Origin of the sequence: Clostridium sp. CX1 (assembly GCF_025398335.1) — a bacterium.
GTDB classification, from domain to species: Bacteria; Bacillota; Clostridia; order Clostridiales; family Clostridiaceae; genus Clostridium_AM; species Clostridium_AM tanneri.
This window is the reverse complement of the sequence record NZ_JAODOO010000004.1, coordinates 249002-274768: the sequence shown is the minus strand read 5'-3', so window position 1 is coordinate 274768 and position 25767 is coordinate 249002. Positions and strand designations below refer to the sequence as shown.

Here is a 25767-nt window from a genome sequence, read left to right as displayed (position 1 = left end):
TATCTTTATTATCCTAATTAAGATATTTTTATATATGTTATTGTAGAATAATAGTAAGGGGAACTAACACTATATTTAAATTATAGATAGGTGGGAGCAGCTATTGATATCAGAAGATGTCATTCAAAAGATAAAGGAAGAAAATGATATAGTGGACATTATATCTGAAAGTGTAAAGCTAAAAAGATCTGGCAGAAACTATTCAGGTTTATGCCCATTCCATCATGAAAAAACACCGTCTTTTAGCGTGTCTGCAGATAAACAAATATATAAATGTTTTGGCTGCGGAGAAGCGGGAAATGTCATAACCTTTGTCATGAAAACTAAAAATTTGACTTTTCCTGATGCATTAAAGCTTTTAGCAGATAGGGCTAATATAGATTTAGAACTAGATGAACGTAATACTAGTAATAAAAATAGTTTTGAAAAGCTATATAATTTGAATGTAGAGGCTGCTAGATATTTTTTTAGTTGTTTGCAAAATAATATTGATGCAAAAAAATATTTATTAAACAGAGGTATAACGGAAAGTACTATAAGAAGATTTGGACTTGGATTCTCAGTTGACAGTTGGAATGAACTGTTAAAACATCTGAAAGCTAAGGGTTACTCTGAACTAGATATGCTTTCAAATGGGCTAATAATAAAAAGTCAAAAAGGTTCTTACTATGATAGATTTAGGAATAGGGTTATATTTCCTGTTTTCGACTATAAAGGAAAGGTTATTGGCTTTGGGGGAAGAGTGCTAGATGATTCCAAGCCTAAGTATCTAAATTCTCCAGAAACTCCTGTATTTAAAAAAGGAACAAATTTATATGGGTTAAATTTTGCAATAAAAAGTAATAACTCTAGAATGCTAATCATAGTAGAAGGTTATATGGATTGTATATCCCTTCATCAACATGGAATTACCAATACTGTAGCTTCACTAGGAACTGCTTTAACAATAAATCAAGCAAAGCTTATGAAAAGATATGCAGATAGGGTTATTATTTCCTATGATGCAGATAGCGCTGGTCAAATGGCAACGCTCAGAGGGCTAGATATACTTAGAGAAGTAGGCATGGAGGTTAGAGTGTTAACAGTTCCACAAGGTAAGGACCCTGACGAGTTTATAAGAAACAATGGCAAAGAAGCTTTTTTAAAGCTGGTAGAGGATGCTCTTCCACTTATAGACTATAGAATAAGTATACTTAGGGAAGAAATTGATCTTAATAGTACTGGAGACGTAATAAAATATGCAGAAAGAGCTTTAGAAATAATAACGGAATTAGATCCTATAGAAAAAGAAATTTACATAAAAAAGTTATCAGATGAAACAAGAATTAGAGAACAGGCATTATTTGATATGATAAACAACAAAATTCAAAAAAATGTAAAAAAAGCTGAAAATGTGAATATAGATAGGGATTTTGGACAAAAATTATATTTAGAGCCTGCATACCTAAAGGCCGAAAGAGGTCTTTTAAACATTATGGCAAGAGATATAAAAGCTCTTGAATATGCTGCAGACAATATATTAAAAGATGAATTGATTTTGGAAAGTCATAGAAAAATATATGACTATATTATTGAAAGTGCCCAGTATGGGGAAGAGGAAAGAAAAAAACGTATTGAGATAAAATGTGACAACATAGATACTTCTAGAGAATGGGTAAATGTTTTAGATACTGAATTAGTATATGATGAATATGACTTTAAAGATATAATAACTGATTATATAAAAAGTATAAAAAAGTATAAACTAGAGGAGTCTAAGAAAGAGATTATGAATAAAATAAAACAATATGAGGCTGATGGAAAGTTAGAGGAATCTTTAAAACTTGCTCAAGAGCTCATTCAAATACAAAAAAAGATTGGTGGGATACAGTAATGGCTGAAGGAGGAAAAACAATGAAAGATAAAAGTGCAAAGATGCAAATCGTTAAAAAGCTTATTGAAAAAGGCAAAAAAAATAGCACTTTAACTTATAAAGAAATAATGGATGAATTAGAAGAAATAGATTTAGGTCCTGAGCAAATTGAAAAAATATACGAAGTACTTGAATCTATGGGAATTGAAGTCATTGGAGATATGCAGGATGTAGAGGTAGATGAAAAAGACTTAGATTTAAGTATTCCAGAAGGTATTGCTATAGATGACCCTGTAAGAATGTATTTAAAGGAGATTGGTAAAGTACCACTTCTTTCACCGGAAGACGAAATTAAGTTAGCTAATAGAATAGAAGAAGGAGATCAAGCTGCAAAAAAGAAGCTTGCAGAAGCTAACTTAAGACTTGTAGTAAGCATAGCAAAAAGATATGTAGGAAGGGGAATGTTATTCCTTGACCTTATTCAAGAAGGAAACCTTGGACTGATAAAGGCAGTAGAAAAGTTTGATTATAGAAAAGGCTTTAAGTTTAGTACTTATGCTACATGGTGGATAAGACAGGCGATAACAAGAGCTATTGCAGACCAGGCAAGAACAATAAGAATACCTGTACATATGGTTGAAACTATTAATAAGTTAATAAGGGTTTCAAGACAGTTATTACAAGAATTAGGAAGAGAGCCTCAACCAGAAGAAGTAGCTAAAATTATGGAAATGCCGGTAGATAAGGTAAGAGAAATAATGAAAATAGCTCAAGAACCTGTATCACTAGAGACACCAATAGGTGAAGAAGAGGATAGCCATCTAGGAGATTTTATACCAGATGATGAAGCACCAGCACCAGCAGAAGCAGCAGCCTTTACTATGTTAAAAGAACAGCTTATAAATGTTTTAGACACCCTAACTCCTCGTGAGGAGAAGGTCTTAAGACTAAGATTTGGATTAGATGACGGAAGAGCTAGAACTCTTGAAGAAGTAGGTAAAGAATTTAATGTTACAAGAGAAAGAATAAGACAAATAGAAGCAAAGGCCTTAAGAAAGCTTAGACACCCAAGTAGAAGTAAAAAATTAAAAGACTATTTAGACTAAAGCACCTATCATATGGTGCTTTTGTTATATCTTTAATTTTCTGTGAAGAACATCTTTATAGTAATACTGATAACAAAATATGCTATAATATTATAATAGGAAGGTGATGATGTGGAAACTTATAAGTCAATTAAAGGGAAGGGGATATACCCTATAGTAGGAATAAGTGTATTATACAATATCTTTTTAGTGTTACTACTGTTTGTAGTAAATTCCTATGAAATCTCTATCATACTTAAAATAACTATTATTGTTTTTAATATATATCAGCTTTATTACATAATTATTTGTACTTCACTAAATTATTCTATGGACAAGGAAAACTTATATATTACCAGCAGTTTAGGCATAAAAAATATAAAAATTCCTTTCTCATCAATACAAGGTTATAAAAAAGCTAAGGGGTATATAAAAGGAGTGAAGTTATCCGGCTATGGCAAAAATCATTTTGCTATTGGGAGAGCAATAATTGAAAAAATAGGAAGTACCTATATGTTTGTTACTTCAACAGAAAATATAATTTATCTAAAAACAGAGGATATGAATTACGGCTTGTCCCCTGAAGACTTTAATAAGTTTGAAAAGGAATTAAGAGAGAATGATATTAATGAAATAAGTTGGGAACATAAGGCGAATAGAAACATTAATCTTTATAAGGATAAGAAATTTTTTGTTCCATTTATAATAGTGGCGGTACTGTCGCTTACGATTGCATTAAATCCTATATTATTATACTTGTATAATATGCTTCCGGCTATGATGCCTTTAAATTTTGATTCTCAATTTTTAGCCATAAAGTTGGGAACAGGTAAGCAATTTGCATTTAAACAAATGGTTTATGGACTTCTTAATATGGCTATTCTTTTCTGTATGTATTATGCAGCTTATTTTTGTGCAAAATACGATAGAAAGTCATCCTATAAGTTTATTTATATATCTCTAATTATATCCATAACTTTTTTTATTATGCAGATTAGAATTTTACTTACATTTAGATAAAGAATGGAGAATGAAACATGGAGTTAAGTACAAGACTTGAAACTATTGCATCAATGGTAGATAAATGTGAATGTGTAGTAGATGTAGGCACTGATCATGGATACATACCTATTTATTTAGTAAGAAACAACATATGTAACACAGCTATTGCTTCTGATATTAATAAAGGTCCTGTTGAAAAGGCAAGGTTTAATGTAAGAATTGAAGGTTTAGAAGATAAAATAAATTGTAGATTAGGTGGAGGGTTAACCACTATAAATAAAGGTGAGGTTCAGGGTATAGTTATTGCAGGTATGGGAGGAAACCTAATAAGAGATATAATAGAAGAAAGAAAAGAAATATTTAAGGAAGTAGAATTTGCAGTACTTCAGCCTGTTCAAAATCCTGAGGTTTTAAGAGAATACATCTACCAAAAGGGGTATAAAATAATTGATGAAGAGTTATGTATTGATGAAAATAGATTTTACGAAATAATTAAGATAAAGTATGATAATAGCCCTAAAAAAGTGGATGAAATATTTTATGAAGTTGGTAAGAGTTTAGTAGATAAAAAGCATTCTCTTCTTCCTAAATTTATTGAAGAAAAGATAAAAAAATATAATAAAATATTATTAAATATTAAAGAAAATACAGAACTAGCAGATAAAAGAAAGAAAGAGCTTAGGGTTAAAATAGATAGATTGGAGGAACTATTATAATGTCTTTAAAAGTAAAGAATATACATAGTATAATGGAGAAACATGCTCCAGCGAGGCTTAAACAAAGCTATGATAATGTTGGTCTTATGGTAGGCGATATGAATAGTGAAGTATCATCTATACTTATAGCCTTAGATTGTACTATGGATGTAGTAGAAGAGGCAAAGAAAAAAGGATGTAATCTAATCTTTACCCACCATCCCCTGCTTTTTAAAAAGCCTTCTAATATAACTACAGATACACTACTTGGAAGGAAGATAATAGAGCTTATAAGAAATGATATTAGTTTATATTCTAGCCACACCAATCTGGATGCTGTAAAGGGTGGAATAAATGATATAATTATGAACCTCCTAGGTATGGATAAGTGCAAGATTATTGAGCCTATAGAAGGAACAAGTGGTAATGAAGAAGGTTCTGGTATAGGTAGAATTGCAGAGCTTAAGGAAGTTATTACCTTAGATCAACTTTGTGATAGAATAAAAAAGGCCTTAAATATTTCAGTACTAAGATATGCAGGACCTGAATCTAAAAAAATAACAAAGGTAGCAGTTATAAATGGAAGTGGGCAGGATTATTTTAGTGCTGCTAAAAAGATGGGTGCAGACTGTGTAATTACAGGAGACACTACATACCATTATGTTAGCGATTTTCAAGAAGAGGGAATAGCTATAATTGATGCTGGACATTTTGGAACAGAGTGGCCTGCTATGACATTAGTTGCAGGGTATTTAAAAAAACAAATAGAAGATATGGGCTTTAATAACACTATTATTTTATCGGAAACTTCTCGAAATCCTTACAAGTATAAATAGGAGCAATAGCATAATTCATTTCCTATTTACCAAAATAGATAGTATAAAATATTTATTAGGTATGTAGCAAAAGAGGTTATTGTGATAACTAGGAATATTAGGAAGTAAATTTTATTTGCATTTATGTAGTCACTATGATATTATAGTACCTGTGAGTAAGCCAGACAATCGCTGCTGTGGAAACATAGGAGAGGAAAGTCCGAGCTCCATAGGGCAGGGTGCTGGGTAATACCCAGTCAGGGTGACCTGAAGGAAAGTGCAACAGAGATATACCGCCGAAACTCAGTTTCGGTAAGGGTGGAAAGGCGAGGTAAGAGCTCACCAGCGCATTGGCGACTTTGCGGCTATGTAAACCCCATCTGGAGCAAGATCGAATAGGGAAGCATTATGGGGCGGCCCGTCCCGCTTCCGGGTGTATCGCTGGAGCCTATTGGTAACAATAGGCCTAGATAGATGATTGTCAAATACAGAACTCGGCTTATAGACTTACTCCTTTATACCGTGAAAAACACTAGGTTGATGCCTAGTGTTTTTGTTATATAATTAATTACTATGTTACTTAAACTATTGCATCTTTATTCAAACTTCGATGAATATAAGCTGTTGTTTTAAGTGATAGGTACTCAGCTTTTAAAAGTCCCATTGATATCTTATCATAGTATTTACCATCTTTATATATTTCCTGTTTTAAAACTCCTTCAACTTTGTAACCACATTTCTCATAGCATCTTATTGCAGATTCATTATAAGAGTATACGATAAGTCGAATCTTATTTATATTCATTTGCATAAATACGAAATCTGTAAGAACCCTCATAGCATCAGTGCCATAACCTTTACCTCGATATTGTCTATTGCCAATAAATATACCAACAGTAGCAACACTATTTTTCCAGTCTACGCTATTTATGCTGCAGCCACCAATAAACTTACTGTCATTAAGTGTTTCAATTGCAAATTTATACGTATCATTAAGTGCTGTGACTGATTGGAACCATTTCTCCTCTTCATGGAGAGTCATAGGATAAGGTATATCCGGCGTTAGGCTCTTAATTATTTCTGGGTCATTTATATAGGTTACTCTCAAAGGTATATCTTCTTTTCTATATTCTCTTAATCTGACTTTTTTTCCTATGTACATAATAAGCCCTCCTTTATGGTATCTATCCAGCATATAAAATGATATAAAAAGCTATAGTTAAGCTTTATAGTTCATCACAAATTATAGTATATACCATAAGATGGCTAAATTATTCCAATAGCCACCAAAATTGTTAAACAGAAATATAATATCAGGTATATTTGAGGTATATAAGAATATAATATTATCAGGAGTGTAGACTCTAATAGTGCTTTTACAATATCTCAGAGAGAAAACGAGAAGTATACATTTTTATATACTTCTTGTTTTCTTTTTTTCTCAGAGCAGTTAATTTTATCATAAGATTTGAGAAAAATAAGAAGTGATTTTTACTAATAATTCATATAATTTATATTCTATTCACGTATATACATTCACTATGATAAAGCAATAATAAAGTTTGATAATATTTAGATTTTCATTGAAAAAGTACAAACCCTATTATAAAATGATATAGCGATGTAAAGGATAACAAAAAAATATAGTATCTAATGGAGTTTGGAGGGAAAACATGTTAAAAGTATTATTAGCATTTATGATTTTTAGTGGTGTCTGGTTTTCATTTTTGCTTATAAAAGACTATATGAACAAAAAGAAAGCTAGGACTCTTGAGAAAGATAGTTTTACAAAGTTAGGCATCATAGGAATGATAGCTAACTTTTTTGATACATTAGGTATAGGAAGCTTTGCAATTGAGACTTCGCTTTTCAAAAGTTTAAAGGTAGTTGAAGATAAGAAAATTCCAGGAACCCTAAATGTTGGGTGCACAATACCTACTATACTTGAGGCGTTGATATTTATGACTGTTATTGAGGTTGACCCAGTAACTTTGTTTAGTATGCTTGCGTCAGCAGTGCTAGGAGCGCTAGTTGGAGCAGAGATTGTTTCTAAATTTAATGAAAAGACTATACAACTTGTAATGGGCACAGCACTTCTTATTGTAGCTGCAATTATGATAGCGGGACAGTTAAAGCTTTTCCCAGTAGGCGGAGATGCTATAGGTCTTACAGGAATAAAACTAGTAGCTGGAATAGTAGGGAATTTTGTTTTTGCAGCACTTATGACAGTTGGAATAGGCTTATACGCACCTTGTATGGCACTTATTTTTGCACTAGGAATGGGCCCAAAAGCAGCATTTCCTATAATGATGGGTTCCTGCGCGGTACTATTACCTTTCTCTTCTTACAAGTTTATAAAAAATGGAGCTTATTCATCAAAGGCAGCAGTGGCTATTACTATACTAGGTTCTGCAGGAGTTTTAATTGCAGCCTACCTTGTTAAATCATTACCTCTTGATACATTAAAATGGGTAGTTGTTCTTGTAATATTATACACATCTGTGTTGATGTTTAAATCTGTGAAAAAGATTGCAAATAGAGGGGAAATCCTGGAGAATGCAGCATAATAATATTCTATGTTAACATAAAAGACTTTCAGTTAATTAATTAAAGCTGAAGGTCTTTTATGTTTTTTGATAACTACCTCATCTCCCATTATATGAAAAGCCTAGAATTCTATTTATATAAATACAAATTTAGTGATATAATGATTACTATATAAAAACAAAGAGAGGACGTGAAAGGTATGAATCCAATAGCTTTTTCCATTAATGGATTTGAAATTAGATGGTATGGAATAATTATTGCACTTGGAGTTACTTCTGCCCTTATATTAGCAAATTTTAATTGTAAAATGAAAAGGTTTGATTTCGAAAAACTCTTAGATACTTTTTTAATAGCCTTTCCTTTTTCTATTATAGGAGCAAGGCTTTACTATGTAATATTTCAATTTGATGATTATAGATATAACCTTATTGATGTGTTTAATATAAGACAGGGTGGTCTTGCTATTCATGGAGGCGTTTTACTTGGTCTAACAGCAGCTTATATTTATACAAGAAAAAAGAAATATGATTTCTTATTTATGGCAGACATTGCAGCTCCTTCTCTAATATTAGGGCAGGCAATAGGTAGATGGGGAAACTTTTTTAATGGCGAGGCTCATGGAGGACCGGTATCCTATGAATTCATTCAGAAGTTTCCTTTGTTTATACAAAAGGGTATGTATATAGATGGAAGTTATTATCATCCCACTTTTTTATACGAATCTCTATGGAATATTTGTGTTTGTCTAGTACTTATTTACCTGTTGTCAAAAACTTTAAAAAAGGGTTATGTAATATTTTCCTATATAGGGTTATATTCTTTAGGAAGATTTTTTATTGAAGGATTAAGGACAGATAGTTTAATGCTGGGCAGTATAAGGGTAGCACAATTAGTAAGTTTATCTGGAGTATTATTATCTATTGTATTTTTTATATTGGTGCATAAGGGGTCAGGCGAAAAAAATAAAGAAAATAATAAAGCATGATAGCCCTTAGCTAAAGAAATAGGCGAATTAGATTAATTAGTTCTAGAATAAGTGAGGCTAATTATTACTTTTGGAGGAAGAGAATTTATGCTTGGGGAAGAAATAATAAAGAATGAAGGTGTTTTTGGCGCGATATATGAAAAGTTAACAGACAGGGATATACGTAAATCAATGGGAATGTTTTATACTCCTGATTTTATAATAGATTATATACTTAAGAATACAGTTTCTAAAGCAGATGTAGTTAAAAATCCATTTGTTAAGATACTTGATCCTGCTTGCGGGGCAGGTTATTTTTTAGTGAAGGCTTATGATATATTAAAAAATAAGTTTATTACAAATTTAAAACTTATTAGAGAACTATATGCTGATGAAACCTATTATATTGAAGAATACAGCCAATTTAACAGTAACTACACTACTGGAGACAGAGGTAAAAGTTTAAAAAAGGTTAAGGGTAATGATTACTGGACAGAAGAAATTATACACTATCATATATTAAAAAATTGCCTTTATGGTGCAGACTTAGATCCTGTAGCTGTAGCTATTACTAAAAACAATCTTATAAAAAAAGGCAATGAAAAATTAGAAATAAGTTTCAATATAGTACAGTGTGATAGTCTATTAAAATGGGAACAGTCAATTTTACATAAGGAACATAAAGTTTTAAATGATATATTTAGACTGCAGAATAAATACAGTAACAGATCAGAGGAAATAGATAGTTATCAGGTAATAGAGAAGTTAAGTAATTTTTGGAGCAATGAATTTGATTATATAATAGGAAATCCTCCCTATGTAATGATGCTTAAATCAGAAACTAGTGAAACTTACTGGAAATACATTTTAAATAAGTATAATACCGTAGGATATAAAAAGAATATATTCTATCTACTTATGGAAAGAAGTCTAGAAAAACTTAAACCTGGCGGAATGCACGGATTTATAATACCAGATAGGTACTTTTTTGCAAGTAGTTATATTAGCTCAAGATGTAGTTTAGTTAGAAATGCCAAGCTATTAAGTGTTACTCAGTTTTCTAGTAAAATATTTAAAGATGCCATTGTTGGGACAGCAGTGTATATTTTAGAAAAAAGTAAATATGAAGATAACCATGAAATATCTTTAAAATTAGATTATATAGACGAAGAAAACTTTTGTGGTTCTCAAGTTAGCCAAAAAGAAATAGCAAAAGATGAGAAGTGTATCATAAATATTCTCACAAAGCTGAACCACAAGAGTATAATAGAAAAAATAAAAATTAATTCCTTAGAACTTAAGGAATTCTGTAATATTCATGTAGGAATGATGATCAAAAATAAAGAAAAGAATTTTAAAGATGCTTATGGAATGACAAATAGAGATAGAATAGCTTTAGGAAGAGACCTTGGTAAATATACTATAGAGAATAATGATAGATATTGCTATTTACAAGGAATGAGTGTATTTGGTGGAACTAAGAAAATAGAAAAACACCGAAAGAATCCTAAAATCTTACTAAGGAAAACTGGCAGTAGTATAGTAGCCAGTCTAGACAAAGAAGGTACTTTTGCAGAACAATCTGTATATATGATTATTCCCTTTGAGGAAGATGATGTATATAATTTACTAGGACAAATACAATCAAAGTTATCTAACTTCTATTTTATAAAAGCTCTTATAACAAATCCTGAAGCTTATCCCTACATACAACATTATGATTTAGAAAGAATACCTATACACAGAGAGGTTTTAAGCAGTAATATTTATTCAGAAATAATAAAAAAAATAGTAAATCTTAAAGAGGATATAAAGAGCATCAAATTTAGCCCTTTAATCATGAAAAATAGTTACGAGGATATTCTAGGGGAGTATAGAATTCTAAAGAATGAGGAAAAAAGATTGAGGGAAGAGCTAAATATCTGTGTAAAAAGTAGTAATCAAATACTATATGCAGCTTATCAGTTGTCGGAAGAAGAAATAGAGTTAATAGAAAACTGTAATACTAACTGTGAGTTAAGGGAAATTGATGAGTACAATACAGAGCATATTAAGTATTATGAAGGGCTTATTAATGAAATATATAGAGAAATAAAGACAAAGAGTGTAAATATTTTAAGTCATGTTGGAAAGTATTTAGCTGTTAAAGATTTAGAAAGAGAGTTGGCTAAGGCTATTCCCAATATTGATGTGCTAATAGAAATACTTAAAGAACATAGATTTGATAAAAAAGAGGTATGTATAATAAGAGAAGTTTTAAATTTATGTTCAGACAGTTGGAGCAAGTATGTAAAAGAAAAGGTTTCAAATAAGAAGGGAAAAGAGCTAGTAAGATACAGTAAAAATGAGTATGGATTAACTCTTTGGACGGAAGAAGTCCATAACATCTGGTTTAAAGATAAAGGAAAGTAAAAATTTAAATTAACATTTATATAAGTATAATATATAAATGTTAATTTAAAAGTATTCTAAAAATATTTTAGGAATAATGAGAACTATAAACAAGGGACTGATTTAACTTGCATAAATCAGTCCCTTAAAAGGTCAATAGAGAAAAACTATATTTAAATTATTCGGACAGTGTTAAAGTTAGGAGCTTGTTTTTACCATCTCGATAAACATCTATCTGTATCTGATCTCCAGATTTATGCTCACCTTTTATTTTATTAATATCATTAATGGATTTAACAGATTTACCATCAAACTTTAAAATTATATCTCCAGTTTTAAGACTAGATTTTTCTGCCGGACTGAACTCTTCTACTTGAGCCACATAAACTCCTTCAGGCATATTGTAACGTTTTGCCATATCTGAGGTAATATCTCTACCAGCTATACCAATTTTTAAAATAGGTTTCAGCAAAGTACTTATTTTTGGTTTTACAATGTCTATAGGAATAGAGAAACCAAGACCTTCAACACCGTCACCACCCATTTTAGCACTGTTGACACCTATAACCTGACCGTAAGAGTTAACTAAAGCACCACCACTATTCCCAGGATTTATAGCAGCATCTGTTTGTATAAGAGTTTGGGTAACATTACCTACTTTAATTTCTCTATTTGCAGCACTTATTACACCAGTAGTAACAGAACCTAACAGTTCCTTTCCTAAAGGGTTTCCTATGGCAACTACAGGATCTCCTACCTGCATATCTTTAGAATTGCCCAGCTCTGCTACTGCAGGCATTTTGACATTCTCTGTTACTTTAACTATAGCTAAATCTAAATCTGCATCGTAGTTTATTATCTTGGCTTGAACTTCCTTCTTGTTATTAAAGATAATACTTACCTTATTCGCTCCCTCTATAACATGATAATTGGTAAGTATATAACCTTCTTCATTAATTATAATTCCAGAGCCTAAGCCTTCTTGCGATTGAGAAAATCCAAAGTAGTCTGGATCGCTTTGACTTTTAGTAGATACACCTACTACAGCAGGGCCTACCTTTTTAGCTATCTCAGAAACAGAAAGAGCACCAGAATTTGTAGACATAGGTGAAGGCTTTAGATAAGTACTTTCTGTTTTGTTTTCTACCATACTCTGGTATAGTGGTGTACTTTTAAACAAATCCGATTTAGGTAGTAGATATAATGAAGCTGCAGTAGAAGCAGCTCCTCCTACCATGCTGCAAATTAATCCTACTACTACATAAGATAGAGCTTTTTTTCTTCTAGGTCCTTTCTTTCTATTTGATTGGTTAACTTCTACATAATCTGTAGTAATAATATTATTTTTATTGAAAATTTCTCTATCATCTCTATTAAAATCATTATTTATACTAGAATTATTAAAATTGTCCATAATATCTTCCTCCAAGGTAAATTTATTTTATAGCTATATAATAATTTGAATTTGTTACAGTTTAGTGACAAAAGTGTTAATGATGTGAAACTTTTTTGTTTATCTATTGTTACAATTAATTATATAAAATTTTTATTGTTATTGACAATATAGAAGCATTAATATAAAATAGTACGAGTGGTTATTTAGGAGGCTAAATAAATGAATGAAAAGTTTGAACACGAAGTAGAAAAATGGGTAGGGCATTGGATTAAGATAATTAATAGAAATATGATAAATATACACAATCAGAAGTTGGAGAAGTATGGATTTACCGTATCTCAACTAAGTGTGCTGTCACGACTTTGGAGACAGGATGGTTTAACTCAGAAGGAAATTGCAGAAAAATTGAAGATAAAGCCGCCATCTCTGACAGGGTTAATAGATACATTAGTAACTAAAGGTTGGGTAGTGAGAAGAGAAGATAAGGTAGATGCAAGAATTAACAGGATTTATCTTACAGAAGAAGGACAGGAACTTAAACTTAAAAGCTTAGAAGTGGTAGATGAAATGGAAAAGTTGATTTGTGAAGGATTTTCACCAGAGGAAAAATTGTTGATGCTTTCATGGTTAAAGAAACTTAATAACAATCTAGAACAACATTAATAAGACTTCAGCAGAAAATACAAGAGATACTATTCTGTAAAATTATTTAGGAACCTAATATTTAGGGTCTTAATATTATGATAAATGGGGTTGAGTTTATTAATAATTTTCAAATATAAATTTAGGAGGGATTTTATGGATCGTTCAAAAAAATTAGCAGAGCAAAGTATAGGAAAATTACTATTAGAATTTTCTGTTCCAGCTATAGTTGGAATGTTAGTTAACTCTTTATATATAGTAATAGATAGAATATTCATAGGAAGAGTTGTAGGTGCAATGGCAATTTCAGGGGTAAGTCTTACATTTCCTATAGGAATAGTAATTATGGCCTTTGGAATGCTGGTAGGTATAGGGGCAGCAGCTCAAATATCTATAAAATTGGGGCAGCATAAGAAAGATGAAGCGGAAAAAATATTGGGAAATGCATTTATTTTACTTATAATTGTTTCTTTAATTGTTTCAGTTTTAGGGTTAACATTCTTAGATCCGATGTTAAGATCTTTTGGAGCTAGTGATAACACTATAGTTTATGCCAAAGAATTTATTACAATAATATTATTTGGTGCCGTACTACAAAATATAGGTTTTGGTTTAAATAATATTATTCGTTCTGAGGGAAATCCTAAAAAAGCAATGATGACTATGCTAATTGGCTGTATATTAAATATAATTTTAGATTTTATTTTTATATTTGGTTTCGGCTGGGGAATTAAAGGAGCAGCAATGGCTACAGTTATTTCACAAGCTGTTAACAGTATTTGGGTAGTGTCATACTTTAGAGGTAAAAACAGTATGTTGAAGCTTAAAAAGGAAAACTTCAAGATTGACAAGAACATAGTTGCAGGTATATTTGCTATAGGTATGTCACCTTTTGCTATGCAGATAGCGTCCAGTGCAGTTAATATTATTTTAAATAATAGTCTTGCTACCTATGGTGGAGATTTGGCTATAGGTGCCTTTGGTATAATAAATAGTATAGCTACTATTTTTCTAATGCCTATCTTTGGTATAAATCAGGGGTCACAACCTATAATAGGATTCAATTATGGTGCAAAACTATACGATCGTGTAAAAAGTGCATTAAAATTAGCAGGAATAGCGGCTGTTATAGTATCAACGACAGGAACAATTGCTGTTCATGTTTTTCCTACAGTTTTAGTAAGTATGTTTAATAAATCCGATGCAGAGTTAACAGCTATAACTGTTCATGGAATAAAAATATTTATGATAATGTTCCCTGTAGTTGGTTTTCAAATTGTTAGCTCAAACTTCTTCCAAGCAATTGGTAAGGCTAAAATATCTATGCTTTTAGCTCTTTTAAGACAAGTTATAATTCTTATACCTATGCTGTTAATACTTCCAAATATATATAATTTAAATGGAATATGGATGGCAGCACCAATATCAGATTTCATAGCCTCTATTTTAACCGCAGTGTTCTTGTTTATAGAAATGAAGAAACTAAGTGAGGAAAGAGAAATAGGAGCTAATTCTAAAGTATCAATGGGATATTCTAAATAAAAGAAGAGACTGCATTTTTAGCAGTCTCTTTTTGTACATGTGCGCCCAGCATGGGCGCTTACTTGTCGGTGAAAGTCCGATACGGGGGTTGATAGTGCCAACCGTTAGCTTAAGACAAGGGTGTCCATCGTGAGGTGGAATCTGAAGGAAGTCGGCGGCAAAGCTCTGGTCTGACGAACAGAAACTACATATGAGGCATATGCTTGTGGGTGAGTTTGCATGACAAAACGAAACCCTAAACTATCCGAAACAGGCGGTGTAAATGTAGCAGATATATGGGGTGAAAGTAAGCGTTCTTACCTGGGGAGGTCTTACAAATAAATTACCCAAAGATATATTTCTAGGTAATAACCCATGTAGTGATATATGGCTGAATTGTAAGAAGTCAGCAGAGGTCATAGTACCACGTGAAAACGCGTTAGCGTGGGAAGGACTGAACGTTAGGAGGTTTTCAACTTTGATAAACTCAAAGAATCAAAATAAAAAGCAGACAACTCAGCATAGAGGTCGCCTTGTGGAAGTAGAAGTGGAACTTCAAGGTAAGCAAGGGGCGCTTAATGAAAATTTGGCGTTTACAAAGAGAGAAAGAGAAAACGATGAGTTAGATGATACCAGTAACTTACTCGATAGAGTATTAGAGCGTGAAAATATGCTTATTGCTATGAAACGAGTAATTTCAAACAAAGGAAGTCATGGTGTTGATGGTATGAGAGTCGATGAACTTCGGACGTTTATCATTGACAACTGGCTGAAAATTAAAGAAAAGTTACTGGAAGGTAGATATAAACCATCTCCAGTCAGGAGGGTAGAAATACGAAAGCCTGACGGCGGAATAAGATTGCTTGGGATACCTACTATACTTGATAGGCTAATACAGCAAGCGATAGCTCAAGAACTTAATAAAATTTATGACCATACATTCTCAGAAAGTAGTTATGGATTTAGACCTAATAAAAGTGCTAAGCAAGCTATACTCAGGGCAAAAGAATATATTAATGAAGGGTATAGATGGGTAGTGGACATGGATTTGGAAAAGTTCTTTGATAAAGTTAATCATGATATATTAATGGATAGGTTATCAAAGAAGATTAGGGACGAAAGAGTTCTAAAGTTGATAAGGGCATATCTTCAATCAGGAATCATGATAAATGGAATCAAAGTAAATTCTGATGAAGGTACTCCGCAAGGGGGACCGTTAAGTCCACTACTAGCTAATATAATGCTTGATGAGGTAGATAAGGAACTTGAGAAGAGAGGGCATAGATTTTGCAGATTTGCTGACGATGCAAATGTGTATGTAAGAAGTAGAAAAGCAGGCTTGAGGGTAATGGAAAGTATGAGAAATATACTTGAAGGACGCCTAAAACTCAAGGTTAATGAGAATAAAAGTGCAGTAGACCTTGTATCTAAAAGAAAATATCTAGGTTTCTCGTTCTACTTTGTTAAAGGTGGAGTAAATATAAGAATTCATGAGAAATCGTACAGAAGATTCAAGTTAAGAATTAGAGAGATAACTAATCGAAATATGGGTATAAGTATGGAGTTAAGGATAAAGAAACTCAACGAATATACCGTAGGTTGGATTAACTATTATGGAGTAGCGAAGGCTGCCGCCAGAATAAAGGAACTGGAGGAATGGCTAAGAAGAAGGTTGCGAGCATGTATCTGGAAGCAATGGAAGAAGGTTAAGACCAGAGGTCGTAATCTCATGAAATTTGGAGTACCCGAGTACAAAGCTTGGGAATACGCTAACACAAGGAAAGGCTACTGGAGAATATCCAACAGCCCAATTCTTAATACAACTCTAAATAATAGATATCTTGAAAGTCTTAAATATAAAAGTATTTCCAAGAGGTATCAACTAATTCATAATTCTTAATGAACCGCTGTGTACCGAACGGTACGCACAGTGGTGTGAGAGGTCGCTGAATAAAATAATTATTCAGCTCCTACTCGATTAAATTACTAACCTTTAGTACTAACCCTATCAATATCTAAAGCACTGTGAGATGGCCTTTTCATCATTTCTTCTTCATAAATAACATCTGGTCTAGAAAACTTCTTATTCTGCGGCTTTGTTGCCTTTTTACTTTCTCTGTGCGTCATTCAGTTCACTTCCTTTTGTATATTATGAATACTTAAAGATTAAAAAGTTCTGTGTAATGGTTTCATTTTATAGGATGTCTATTAAAAAAGTTTTTATACTTTTCAATTATATATGCTAAAATATAATAATTAAGGAAAGAATTTAAAATATAAGAACATCTATTAAAGGTGGGTTAAAATGATTTATTTAGTAGTAATACTCTTTTTATCAATTTTTGCAGCAGCAAATATATTCATAGGACTTAGAGGTTTAGATATTTTAAGACACTTTATGCCAACTATAAGTATATATATTTACTGGGCATTATTTGCTTCAATAGCTCTATCCATGTTTATTGGAAGAGCAGGAAGAGGCTATTTACCAGCAGCTCTAGATAGAGTTTTTAATATAATAGGTGGTTACTGGCTTGCTGCTCTAGTATATTTTTTAATTGGAGCTATGCTTTTTGGTGTTGTGAATATAGTAATAAGATTATTTAAGATTAAGTCTTACTACAGAGGCAATACGGATATTCACTTGATTTTAAATTTGGCTGCTATCTTTATAATAATACTATTACTAGCATATGGAACCTATAATGCAGGTCATAGTAAGGTGATCAATTACGAGATTAACATAGACAAGAAAGCGGGAGCTTTAAAGGAACTAAATATAGTAACTGTTTCTGATATACATCTAGGAAGCTTAATAGGAAAAGGCAGATTAGATAAGATGGTAAGTGAAATTAACAAACTTAACCCAGATATAGTATTTTTAGCGGGAGACATAATAGATGATGATATAGAGCCTTTTATAAATAATAATATGGGAGAATCCTTTAGGCGTATTAAATCAAAGTATGGTGTTTACGGAGTATTAGGAAATCATGATTACTTCGGTGGTAGTATAGAAAAAGTTGAAAAGGCCTATAAAGAGGCAAACATAAATATTTTAAGAGATAAAATGGTTAAAGTAAGTGATTCCTTTTATGTAGTAGGAAGAGAAGATGCTTCTGCGGGAAGAGTGATAGGTGGAAAAAGAAAAGAGGTATCCGTTATTACTAAGGATGCTGATAAATCACTACCATTAATTTTACTAGATCATCAACCTGTAAAACTAGAAGAAACAAAAAAAGCCGAAGTAGACTTACAGTTTTCGGGACATACACACAAGGGACAGTTTTTTCCTGCAGGGTTGGTAACTGAGAGAGTATTTAAAATTGACTGGGGGTATCTAAAGGAAGATAATTTTAATGTTATAGTATCCTCTGGATATGGTACCTGGGGTCCTCCAATAAGAGTAGGAAGTAATTCTGAAATTGTGAGGACAATAGTGAAGTTTTCAAAATAGAAGGCCTCAAAGTAGTAGCTTGGAAAGGATAATAATATGTATGACAAACATAAAAGTATCAGGATATTAGGAAAAGAATATGAAAAAGCTATGGATAAGGTAAAAAGAAAGACCTATGGAAGTTTTTACACTCCAGACTATATAGTAGATTACATAATAGAAAATACACTAAGTAATTTAAATTTAGTAGATAATCCTTTTGTGAAAATTTTAGACCCTTCCTGCGGTGTGGGATATTTTTTAATTAAGGCTTATGATGTATTAAAGAGTAAGTTTAGTGATAACATTGAACTTATAAGAAAAAAATACTTAAAAGAAGAATATAGCATCAGCGTAAATGGTAAGTTGAAAAAACTAACTGGAGAAGACTATTGGAAAAAGAAAAATCTACACTATCATATCTTAAAGTATTGTATTTATGGTGCAGATATTGATGATGAAGCTGTACAAATCACTAAAGCAAATTTATTATCTAAAGGAGTATATGATTTAGATTTAAGTGATAATATTGTTTGCTGTGATAGTTTAATAAGATGGGAAGAGGATTACTGCTTTGAGAATGAGGAGATATTTACCTCAGGGAAATTTTTGTGCAAATATAGAGATATAAATTTTAAAAGTACAGAGAAGTATTTGAATAGGGATGAACTATTAGAATTACGAAATATACGTAACTTTTGGGCAAAAAAATATGACTATATCATTGGTAATCCACCTTGGGTTTCTTTAAATAGAAAATATAAAAAGAATATTGATGATAATTTATTAAACTACTATATTACTAAATATGATGGAAACAAGTACCTTCCTAATTTATATGAATTTTTTTTAAAAAGAGCAATTGGTTTGATAAAAAATACTGGAAGAGTTGGATTTATTATACCAGATAGATTTGCAAAAAATCTTCAGTACAAGTTATTGAGGAAAGAATTGTTAGCCAGCTATAAAATAGTACATTTAGCATTTCAAGTAAACTTTCCAGAAATAAATACGGATACTATGATACTTATATTAGAAAAAGATTATGAAGAGAATAGCAAAATAAGTATAAACATATTTAATAAAAGGCAATATGATATTTATCAAAAAGAATACCTTAGTACCGAAGATTACGAATTTATTTATGAAAGCAATAGTGACTATAAATTGATAAAGGAAAAAGTAGAAAATAAAAGTGTAACTTTAGGCGATATAAGCACAACTTTTACAGGGTTTATTGGTGACTCTAAAAAGATATCAACAGAGAAAGTTACCAGCAAACAGGTAGAAATATTAAAGGGAGAAAATATTAATAGATTTAATATTATAAGTAGATATTATTACGAATTTATTCCTGAAAATCTAAAGGGTGGTACTAAGAATATAAAAAAGTTAGCATGTCCTTTGAAGATTGTTGTAAGAAAAACGGGAAACAAAATAATAGCTGCATTGGATACAGAGGGCTATATTATTGAACAATCCCTCTATGGAATAATAAATTTAAGAGAAGGATTTTCCTATAAATATGTTTTAGCAGTGCTAAACTCAAGGCTAACAGAGTGGTATTACTCTAATTTTCTTATAACAAACATAAATTCTACTCCTCAGATAAAGAAGTATGGGTTGGATAGACTTCCTATTAAATGCTGCAGTAAAGAGAAGCAAACTACAATAGAGGGACTGGTAGATAAAATTAGTGCCAAAGCAAAGAAGCTAATAAATGAAAAGGCTGCTAATAAAAATGATAGTAATATGGAAGACAAGAAACAACTTAAGGAACTTCAAAGAAAATTAAACTATGAAATATTTAGTCTGTATGAACTAGAGTACGAAGATATAAATAAAATTTCAATAGACCACTAATTTATTTATGAAATTTAAGTAACTACTGTTAGTATATATAAAATGAATTGAAGCATCTGTAACAGGTGCTTATTTTTATATAAGATTTATTAAAAAAAGAAGTCCACATGTAGCAACATGTGGAGGGGAAGTGAAAGGGATTTGTTTAGAGGAGGCGGTTAAATTAATTTTACTCCCTTTTGTATTTATATATCTAAATTTAAGAAGATTACAATTATAATATAGTTTCTTAACAAGGCTTATTTAGACAATATTTAACCTAAAATTACTATAAAGGTTATTTCTTATTTATAATAATAGCAAATCAAAGAAAATAAGTCAATGAAATAAGTTGGAATTTTAATAATATTTTAAAATGTCTGTAAAATGCCCGAATACCGTAGTACGTCATCTAAGACAACTATTTAACATAAAGTATAATTTTTATCTCTTTAACAATTAAGCAGAGAACTCAAATCTCTGATTTGCAGTGAATCGCTTACTCATTCGACTAAAAGGAGAAGGAGTTTCATTTAAAGTTCTAAATATTATTTGGAGCGTACAAAAGGATTTAAAAGCAAAGTTCGTACTGAGGCGAATAATCAATGTTATTAAATTGAGTTTTCTCTGTCAACACCAGAACGTTTCAATGAAAATAACATTAAACATATTGACTTTTGTAATTAGAGGTGATAATATATTAAATGTAAGGTGAATAAAAATTAATAATTTAATGAATCATCCGTATAATCTTGAAAATATGGTTCAAGAGTATCTACCAGATTACCGTAAATATCTGACTATGGGTGAATCCGTCAAAGCAGCTCCTTTGTATTTAGGTTTCTGCTTCGGGTTTACTCATAATCCGAAGTAGAAACTTTTTTATTTAAAGGGGGAAAATAAATATGTATATGGAAAAGGTTAAACCTGAAGAAGAAAAAAAATCCTTTTTGGACTCATTTTTTAAACTAACAGAGAATAATACAACAGTAAAAACAGAAATAATTGCCGGAATTACTACTTTTATAACTATGGCATACATAATATTCGTAAATCCAAGCATTTTAATGCAGGCAGGAATGAATTCTCAGGGACTTGTTGGAGAAGCAGCAGTTAAAGCCGGCATATCAGCAATAAATGACCCTGTAGTAGCTTCAGTATTTGGTGCTACCTGTATTGCAGCAGCAATTGGTACTTTTGTAATGGCTCTTTATGCTAACTTACCATTTGCTCAGGCTCCAGGAATGGGATTAAATGCTTTCTTTACTTATAGTGTATGTTTAACATTGGGATATACTTGGCAGCAGGCATTAGCTGCAGTATTTGTGTCAGGACTTCTTTTTATAGTAATTACAGTAACATCAATTAGAGAAAAGATAGTAGATGCACTTCCGCATAATCTTAAGCTTGCAATATCTGGTGGTATAGGACTTTTCATAGCTCTTATAGGACTTAAAAGTGGTGGTATCATCGTAGCAAGCCCAGCAACTTTAGTTAGCTTTGGAAGTTTTACTAATCCTCATGCTCTAGTTACACTTATAGGAATAGTTATTACAGGGATCTTAATGTCAAGAGGAGTTAAAGGATCAATGCTTTTAGGAATAATAATTACAACGGTAGTTGGAATTCCCTTTGGAATTACTCATCTTGAAGGAATAAAAGTTATAAGTGCACCTCCATCACTAGCACCAACTTTCTTTGCCTTTGACTTCCAAGGTCTTTTAGGACTTGGTAAGGCTGGTATGGTAGGAGCTTTCACAAGTTTAATAATGGTTGTTATAACCTTCAGTTTAGTAGACTTGTTTGATACAATAGGAACTTTAGTTGGAACAGCACAAAAGGCGAAAATGATTGATGAAAATGGAAGAGTTAAAAATATGAATAAAGCTCTTTTATCAGATGCTTTAGCAACTACTTTTGGCTCAATGCTTGGAACTAGTACCGTAGTAACTTATGTAGAATCTACATCTGGTATATCAGAAGGTGGAAGAACAGGACTTACAGCATTTACAACAGGAGTTTTATTTATACTAGCAATGTTCTTTGGTGGACTAGTTGGAGTAGTTCCAGCGGAGGCAACAGCACCAGCACTTGTTATAGTTGGAGTACTTATGATGGGTGCAGTAACTAAGATTAATTTTGATGATTTTACAGAAGCATTACCAGCATTCTTTACAATAGCTATTATGCCTTTTAGCTATAGTATAGCAAACGGGATAGCAGCGGGAATAATATTCTATCCTATAGTAAAGCTTGCAACAGGAAAAGCTAAAGAGGTGCATCCAATAGTATATGTACTTGCGGCATTGTTTATATTAAGATTCACACTACTTCCACAGTAGTAGCAAAAGACGGCGTAGCTTGGGAATTGTTTCCTAAGTTGCGTCGTCTTTTATTTTTATGTTGTTGCATTACTGGAAATGATAACATAAAATAAAAGCATAAGAAATAAAGGAGGAGGTTATATTGAAGATAATGAAAATAGCTTTAGTAGCAGTTTTAATATTACTAGTGATTACAACTTTTAATATAATTTACTTTGGAGAGAGTTCTAAACCAGAGAAGTCTGACTGCATAATTGTACTTGGTTGTCAGGTTTATGGGAAAACCCCTAGCCCTTTTTTAGTCTGGAGAACAGAACATGCTCTTAAGTTATATAGAGATGGATATGGGAAATACATTATAGTTTCAGGGGGTAAGGGACCAGGAGAAGAAATATCTGAGGCAGAAGCAATGAGGAGATATTTGTTGTCCAAAGGGGTGGATGACGGGAAAATACTTGTGGAGGACATGTCTGGTTCAACAATGGCAAATTTAATAAATAGCCAGGCTGTCATGAGGGAGAAAAAATTAGAGACAGCCATTATAGTATCTAATAAATATCATCTTAAGAGAGCGTCATTGATGGCAAAACAGCAGGGAATAAAGAGCAGTTTTTCAGGTGTATTTGTTAAACCTTATAAGCGCCATGAATTTATAGGATATGTAAGAGAAGTTCCAGCCTTAGTGAAATACTATATTATAAAAGGATATAGTAAGTTCTTTTAAAAAAGAGGAAATTTTCAGAAAAGATAGAATATATACTATATGTAGTCAATTAATAAATTTTAATTGAAAACTAAGATAAAACAACATGTTGGGAGGTAATATTATGGACAGACTTTATTACTGCGGAGAGTGTAAAAGAGTAGTAACTAATGAGATGGTATGTAATTACTGTGAAAGTGATGACATAAGAGAACTTGTCGTTAAAACTCCTGTAAATGTTATCGGAACTAAAATTAAAGGCAATATACTGAAAATGAAAAATGGAAAAGTAGATCTTATAGTGAGAGACGAATCAAACAGCAAGATGATAAAAGAATATAGTCCAGAACAGTTAAGGAAGGTATTATAATAAAATCAAAATAGTAATAACCTCATTGACAACTTTATAGGTTGTTAATGAGGTTATTATATGCGTTAATCTACAAAGCTGTCCCAATAGTTTGTATAGTCTATTGATCCTGGAGTTAGACTTTCCTCAAAATCTTTTAATCTATAGTCGTTAGAAAAATCTTTTAGTATGTCTTTAACTGGAAATCCTGATTTAGATATCAGTTCCTCAATTTGGTCCTTTAATTCATTAATCCCCGAAAGGCAACATGTAGTATTCATATAGTACTCCCCCTTAAATTTATATAAATTAAACGATTTAAACCGATTTTAGCAAAAAAGTCACTTGTAAACCTTTTCTTAATACAAATATAGTATACTATATCCTATGAAATAATTCAATAAGTGTAACACATTTCTTGAATAAATTTATTAACAATTATATTAATAGAGTTAGGAGGTAACGTAAATGAATCTGGAATCATTATTTATGGATTCCCAGCAATTTGATAAAGAGTATAGCGAAGATTTAAAGGCTATATTTTTTAAAAGTAAAGGAAAGCAGTTAATAGGCACTATGTATTTGGCTAAGGGGAAAGGACCACATCCAACAGTAAACTTACTTCATGGATTTCCTGGTTATGAGCAAAACATGGATTTAGCCCAAATACTAAGAAGAATTGGATATAATGTGCTTACCTTTCATTACAGAGGTTCTTGGGGATGTGAAGGGGAGTATTCTTTTAGTAATGTGCTGGAAGATGTAGAAGCTTCTATAGAATTTTTAAAATCAGAGCAGGCTTTCAAACTTCGGGTAGATAGAAATAATATAATACTGATAGGCCATAGTATGGGAGGCTTTGCTGCACTTATCACTGCTGCTAAGAAGGAAGAAATAAAGAAAGTTGTATCTATTGCTGGTTTTAATGCAGGAGCTTTTGCAGAAAGTATTTATGGTAACAGTGAAGAGGTGCTAAATTATATAGATGAATGGCAGGAAAATGTACAACCACTCAAAGGAACTTCTTCTCAGGCTTTGGTTAAGGAATGCTTAGACAATAAAAAGGAGTTTAATATAACAAATTATGTAGAAGAACTTTCTAAGCATTCACTTCTTTTAATAGCAGGAGTTAGGGATAAGGAGGCACCTATGAGGATACACCACACACCTCTTATAAATGCATTGAGAGAAAAAAATAACAATTGTATAAAAGAAGTAGTATTTAACTCAGATCATGCCTTTTCAAACAGTAGAACTGGTGTTGCTAAGGCGATAGTTTCATGGCTTGAAGAAGGTTAGTAACACAATCAGCCATAAGCTTGTGTCCAAGAGCAGTTGGATGTAGTCCGTCTATATACAGCTCCCTTGGATTCTTTGTTTTTAAATTCTCATCAAAGCAATGGTAAAAATCTAAGTGATTTATGCAATTATCTTTAGTAAATTTAATAATCCAACTCCTATAGCTAGATATAACATTATTTATTTCATCGTAATCCACAGCCCTACTCCATTTTCTTTCAGCTAGGGCCTTATCGATAAAAGGTTCTATACCAATAATAGGAATAACATTATGATGAATAGCTTCCTTTACTAACTCACTTAGGTTTTCTGTCACCATGTTTAAAGAACGCCCTCCCATAAAGTCGTTACATCCTCCCATAATGATAACATGACTAGGATTATTTTCAATAACATCGGTATAGGACCTTGAAAGCATTCCAGCAGTTGTATCCCCGTTAGAACCTTTATTGATAATTTCAATATTTAGGTTATTACTAACTAGTTGAACCCAACATTCATTTCTGAAAACACCATATCCAGTAGTTAAACTATCACCGATACAAACTAATTTCATTTTCTTGCCTCCCTTAGTTTATTTAATTCCATAAAAAGTTCCTGTTGTTGGAAAATTTGTTGTTGTATTGCCCAATGGTTACCAGCGTAATTAAAGTTGTTTTCTAATATGCTATTTAAAATGTTTCTATGTTTTGGAGTTAATGAATTTAATAATTCTTCCTGCTTAAGTTCACACATATCAGTAAAGCTCTTTCTAATTTCTTTATTAAAGTTCTCCAGGTTATTTGTTAACTCCTCAGTTCTTTTCTTTAGATTGTTTCTACTAATAAATATAACTAAAATAATAATCAATAAAAGAATTAATATATCCATGTCTTTTCCTTCCTTTCCTATCAAGTATTTTTAT

23 protein-coding genes, 1 other RNA gene and 1 riboswitch are annotated in these 25767 nt (G+C 31.7%); of the genes, 18 read left to right on the top strand and 6 right to left on the bottom strand.

The features are described from left to right. Nucleotides 1-103: 103 nt before the first annotated feature. From dnaG to rnpB, 6 genes are all read left to right on the top strand, one after another. A complete protein-coding gene (gene dnaG, locus N4T77_RS06460; protein WP_261670933.1) occupies nt 104-1873 on the top strand; it encodes a DNA primase in 1770 nt (589 codons plus the stop codon). After that, nucleotides 1873-2958: an RNA polymerase sigma factor RpoD gene (rpoD, locus tag N4T77_RS06455; protein ID WP_261670932.1), complete on the top strand. Its 1086-nt coding sequence runs from the start codon at nt 1873-1875 to the stop codon at nt 2956-2958. The genes dnaG and rpoD overlap by 1 nt, the downstream gene beginning before the upstream one ends. A 111-nt stretch (nt 2959-3069) precedes the next feature. Beyond that, nucleotides 3070-3957 carry a PH domain-containing protein gene (locus N4T77_RS06450; protein WP_261670931.1) on the top strand — a complete coding sequence of 296 codons (888 nt, stop codon included), beginning with the start codon at nt 3070-3072 and terminating at the stop codon, nt 3955-3957. Nucleotides 3958-3974: 17 nt separating this feature from the next. Next, nucleotides 3975-4655, top strand: a complete 681-nt coding sequence (locus N4T77_RS06445) for a class I SAM-dependent methyltransferase (RefSeq protein ID WP_261670930.1) — start codon at nt 3975-3977, stop codon at nt 4653-4655. After that, nucleotides 4655-5470, top strand: a complete 816-nt coding sequence (locus N4T77_RS06440) for a Nif3-like dinuclear metal center hexameric protein (protein WP_261670929.1) — start codon at nt 4655-4657, stop codon at nt 5468-5470. The genes N4T77_RS06445 and N4T77_RS06440 overlap by 1 nt, the downstream gene beginning before the upstream one ends. A gap of 152 nt (nt 5471-5622) precedes the next feature. Continuing rightward, nucleotides 5623-5967, top strand: an RNA gene (rnpB, locus tag N4T77_RS06435) — RNase P RNA component class A. A gap of 62 nt (nt 5968-6029) precedes the next feature. Here rnpB and N4T77_RS06430 read toward each other — a convergent pair. Next, the gene (locus N4T77_RS06430) at nt 6030-6611 is read right to left on the bottom strand and encodes a GNAT family N-acetyltransferase (RefSeq protein ID WP_261670928.1); all 582 of its coding nucleotides are present in this window, start codon (nt 6609-6611) and stop codon (nt 6030-6032) included. A gap of 511 nt (nt 6612-7122) precedes the next feature. On the opposite strand from N4T77_RS06430, the gene N4T77_RS06425 reads away from it, so the two are divergent. The 3 genes from N4T77_RS06425 (at nt 7123) to N4T77_RS06415 (ending at nt 11372) form a co-directional block, all read left to right on the top strand. Further along, nucleotides 7123-8016 (top strand): sulfite exporter TauE/SafE family protein, encoded by an 894-nt coding sequence (locus tag N4T77_RS06425; RefSeq protein ID WP_261670927.1) that lies wholly within the window; start codon nt 7123-7125, stop codon nt 8014-8016. Nucleotides 8017-8195: 179 nt separating this feature from the next. After that, a complete protein-coding gene (gene lgt / locus N4T77_RS06420; RefSeq protein WP_261670926.1) occupies nt 8196-8981 on the top strand; it encodes a prolipoprotein diacylglyceryl transferase in 786 nt (261 codons plus the stop codon). 87 nt (nt 8982-9068) lie between these two features. Further along, nucleotides 9069-11372, top strand: a complete 2304-nt coding sequence (locus N4T77_RS06415) for an Eco57I restriction-modification methylase domain-containing protein (RefSeq protein WP_261670925.1) — start codon at nt 9069-9071, stop codon at nt 11370-11372. A 157-nt stretch (nt 11373-11529) separates the two neighbouring features. Here the strand turns inward: N4T77_RS06415 and N4T77_RS06410 are convergent, their stop codons facing one another. Beyond that, on the bottom strand, nt 11530-12765 hold the full coding sequence (locus N4T77_RS06410; protein WP_396125092.1) for a S1C family serine protease: 1236 nt from the start codon (nt 12763-12765) through the stop codon (nt 11530-11532). Nucleotides 12766-12966: 201 nt separating this feature from the next. Here N4T77_RS06410 and N4T77_RS06405 point away from each other — a divergent pair, with 201 nt between their 5' ends. From N4T77_RS06405 to ltrA, 3 genes are all read left to right on the top strand, one after another. Continuing rightward, on the top strand, nt 12967-13410 hold the full coding sequence (locus N4T77_RS06405) for a MarR family winged helix-turn-helix transcriptional regulator (RefSeq protein WP_261670924.1): 444 nt from the start codon (nt 12967-12969) through the stop codon (nt 13408-13410). 135 nt (nt 13411-13545) lie between these two features. Beyond that, nucleotides 13546-14931, top strand: a complete 1386-nt coding sequence (locus N4T77_RS06400; protein ID WP_261670923.1) for an MATE family efflux transporter — start codon at nt 13546-13548, stop codon at nt 14929-14931. 457 nt (nt 14932-15388) lie between these two features. Beyond that, nucleotides 15389-16810, top strand: coding sequence for a group II intron reverse transcriptase/maturase (gene ltrA, locus N4T77_RS06395; protein ID WP_261670989.1), 1422 nt, complete (start codon nt 15389-15391; stop codon nt 16808-16810). An 86-nt stretch (nt 16811-16896) separates the two neighbouring features. Here the strand turns inward: ltrA and N4T77_RS06390 are convergent, their stop codons facing one another. Next, complete coding sequence (locus N4T77_RS06390) at nt 16897-17037, bottom strand: hypothetical protein (RefSeq protein ID WP_261670922.1); 141 nt, start codon at nt 17035-17037, stop codon at nt 16897-16899. Between the two features lie 178 nt (nt 17038-17215). Between N4T77_RS06390 and N4T77_RS06385 the strand changes: the two genes are divergently transcribed. The 5 genes from N4T77_RS06385 (at nt 17216) to N4T77_RS06365 (ending at nt 23585) form a co-directional block, all read left to right on the top strand. Then, nucleotides 17216-18367 (top strand): metallophosphoesterase, encoded by a 1152-nt coding sequence (locus tag N4T77_RS06385; protein ID WP_261670921.1) that lies wholly within the window; start codon nt 17216-17218, stop codon nt 18365-18367. Between the two features lie 36 nt (nt 18368-18403). Further along, entirely contained in the window at nt 18404-20209 is a 1806-nt protein-coding gene (locus tag N4T77_RS06380; protein WP_261670920.1) for a TaqI-like C-terminal specificity domain-containing protein, read from the top strand. A gap of 701 nt (nt 20210-20910) precedes the next feature. Beyond that, a riboswitch (purine riboswitch) is annotated at nt 20911-21011 on the top strand. 82 nt (nt 21012-21093) lie between these two features. After that, entirely contained in the window at nt 21094-22530 is a 1437-nt protein-coding gene (locus N4T77_RS06375; protein ID WP_261670919.1) for an NCS2 family permease, read from the top strand. A gap of 133 nt (nt 22531-22663) precedes the next feature. Continuing rightward, nucleotides 22664-23236, top strand: coding sequence for a YdcF family protein (locus tag N4T77_RS06370; protein ID WP_261670988.1), 573 nt, complete (start codon nt 22664-22666; stop codon nt 23234-23236). Between the two features lie 103 nt (nt 23237-23339). Further along, the gene (locus tag N4T77_RS06365; protein WP_261670918.1) at nt 23340-23585 is read left to right on the top strand and encodes a hypothetical protein; all 246 of its coding nucleotides are present in this window, start codon (nt 23340-23342) and stop codon (nt 23583-23585) included. 65 nt (nt 23586-23650) lie between these two features. Here the strand turns inward: N4T77_RS06365 and N4T77_RS06360 are convergent, their stop codons facing one another. Further along, nucleotides 23651-23845, bottom strand: coding sequence for a hydrolase (locus N4T77_RS06360; RefSeq protein ID WP_261670917.1), 195 nt, complete (start codon nt 23843-23845; stop codon nt 23651-23653). Nucleotides 23846-24032: 187 nt separating this feature from the next. On the opposite strand from N4T77_RS06360, the gene N4T77_RS06355 reads away from it, so the two are divergent. Then, nucleotides 24033-24863, top strand: a complete 831-nt coding sequence (locus tag N4T77_RS06355; RefSeq protein WP_261670916.1) for a S9 family peptidase — start codon at nt 24033-24035, stop codon at nt 24861-24863. Here N4T77_RS06355 and N4T77_RS06350 read toward each other — a convergent pair. Both N4T77_RS06350 and N4T77_RS06345 read right to left on the bottom strand, forming a co-directional pair. Next, a complete protein-coding gene (locus tag N4T77_RS06350; protein ID WP_261670915.1) occupies nt 24829-25419 on the bottom strand; it encodes a GDSL-type esterase/lipase family protein in 591 nt (196 codons plus the stop codon). The genes N4T77_RS06355 and N4T77_RS06350 overlap by 35 nt on opposite strands. Beyond that, nucleotides 25416-25733 (bottom strand): hypothetical protein, encoded by a 318-nt coding sequence (locus N4T77_RS06345; protein ID WP_261670914.1) that lies wholly within the window; start codon nt 25731-25733, stop codon nt 25416-25418. Before N4T77_RS06345 ends, N4T77_RS06350 begins: the two co-directional genes overlap by 4 nt. Between the last annotated feature and the right edge of the window lie 34 nt (nt 25734-25767).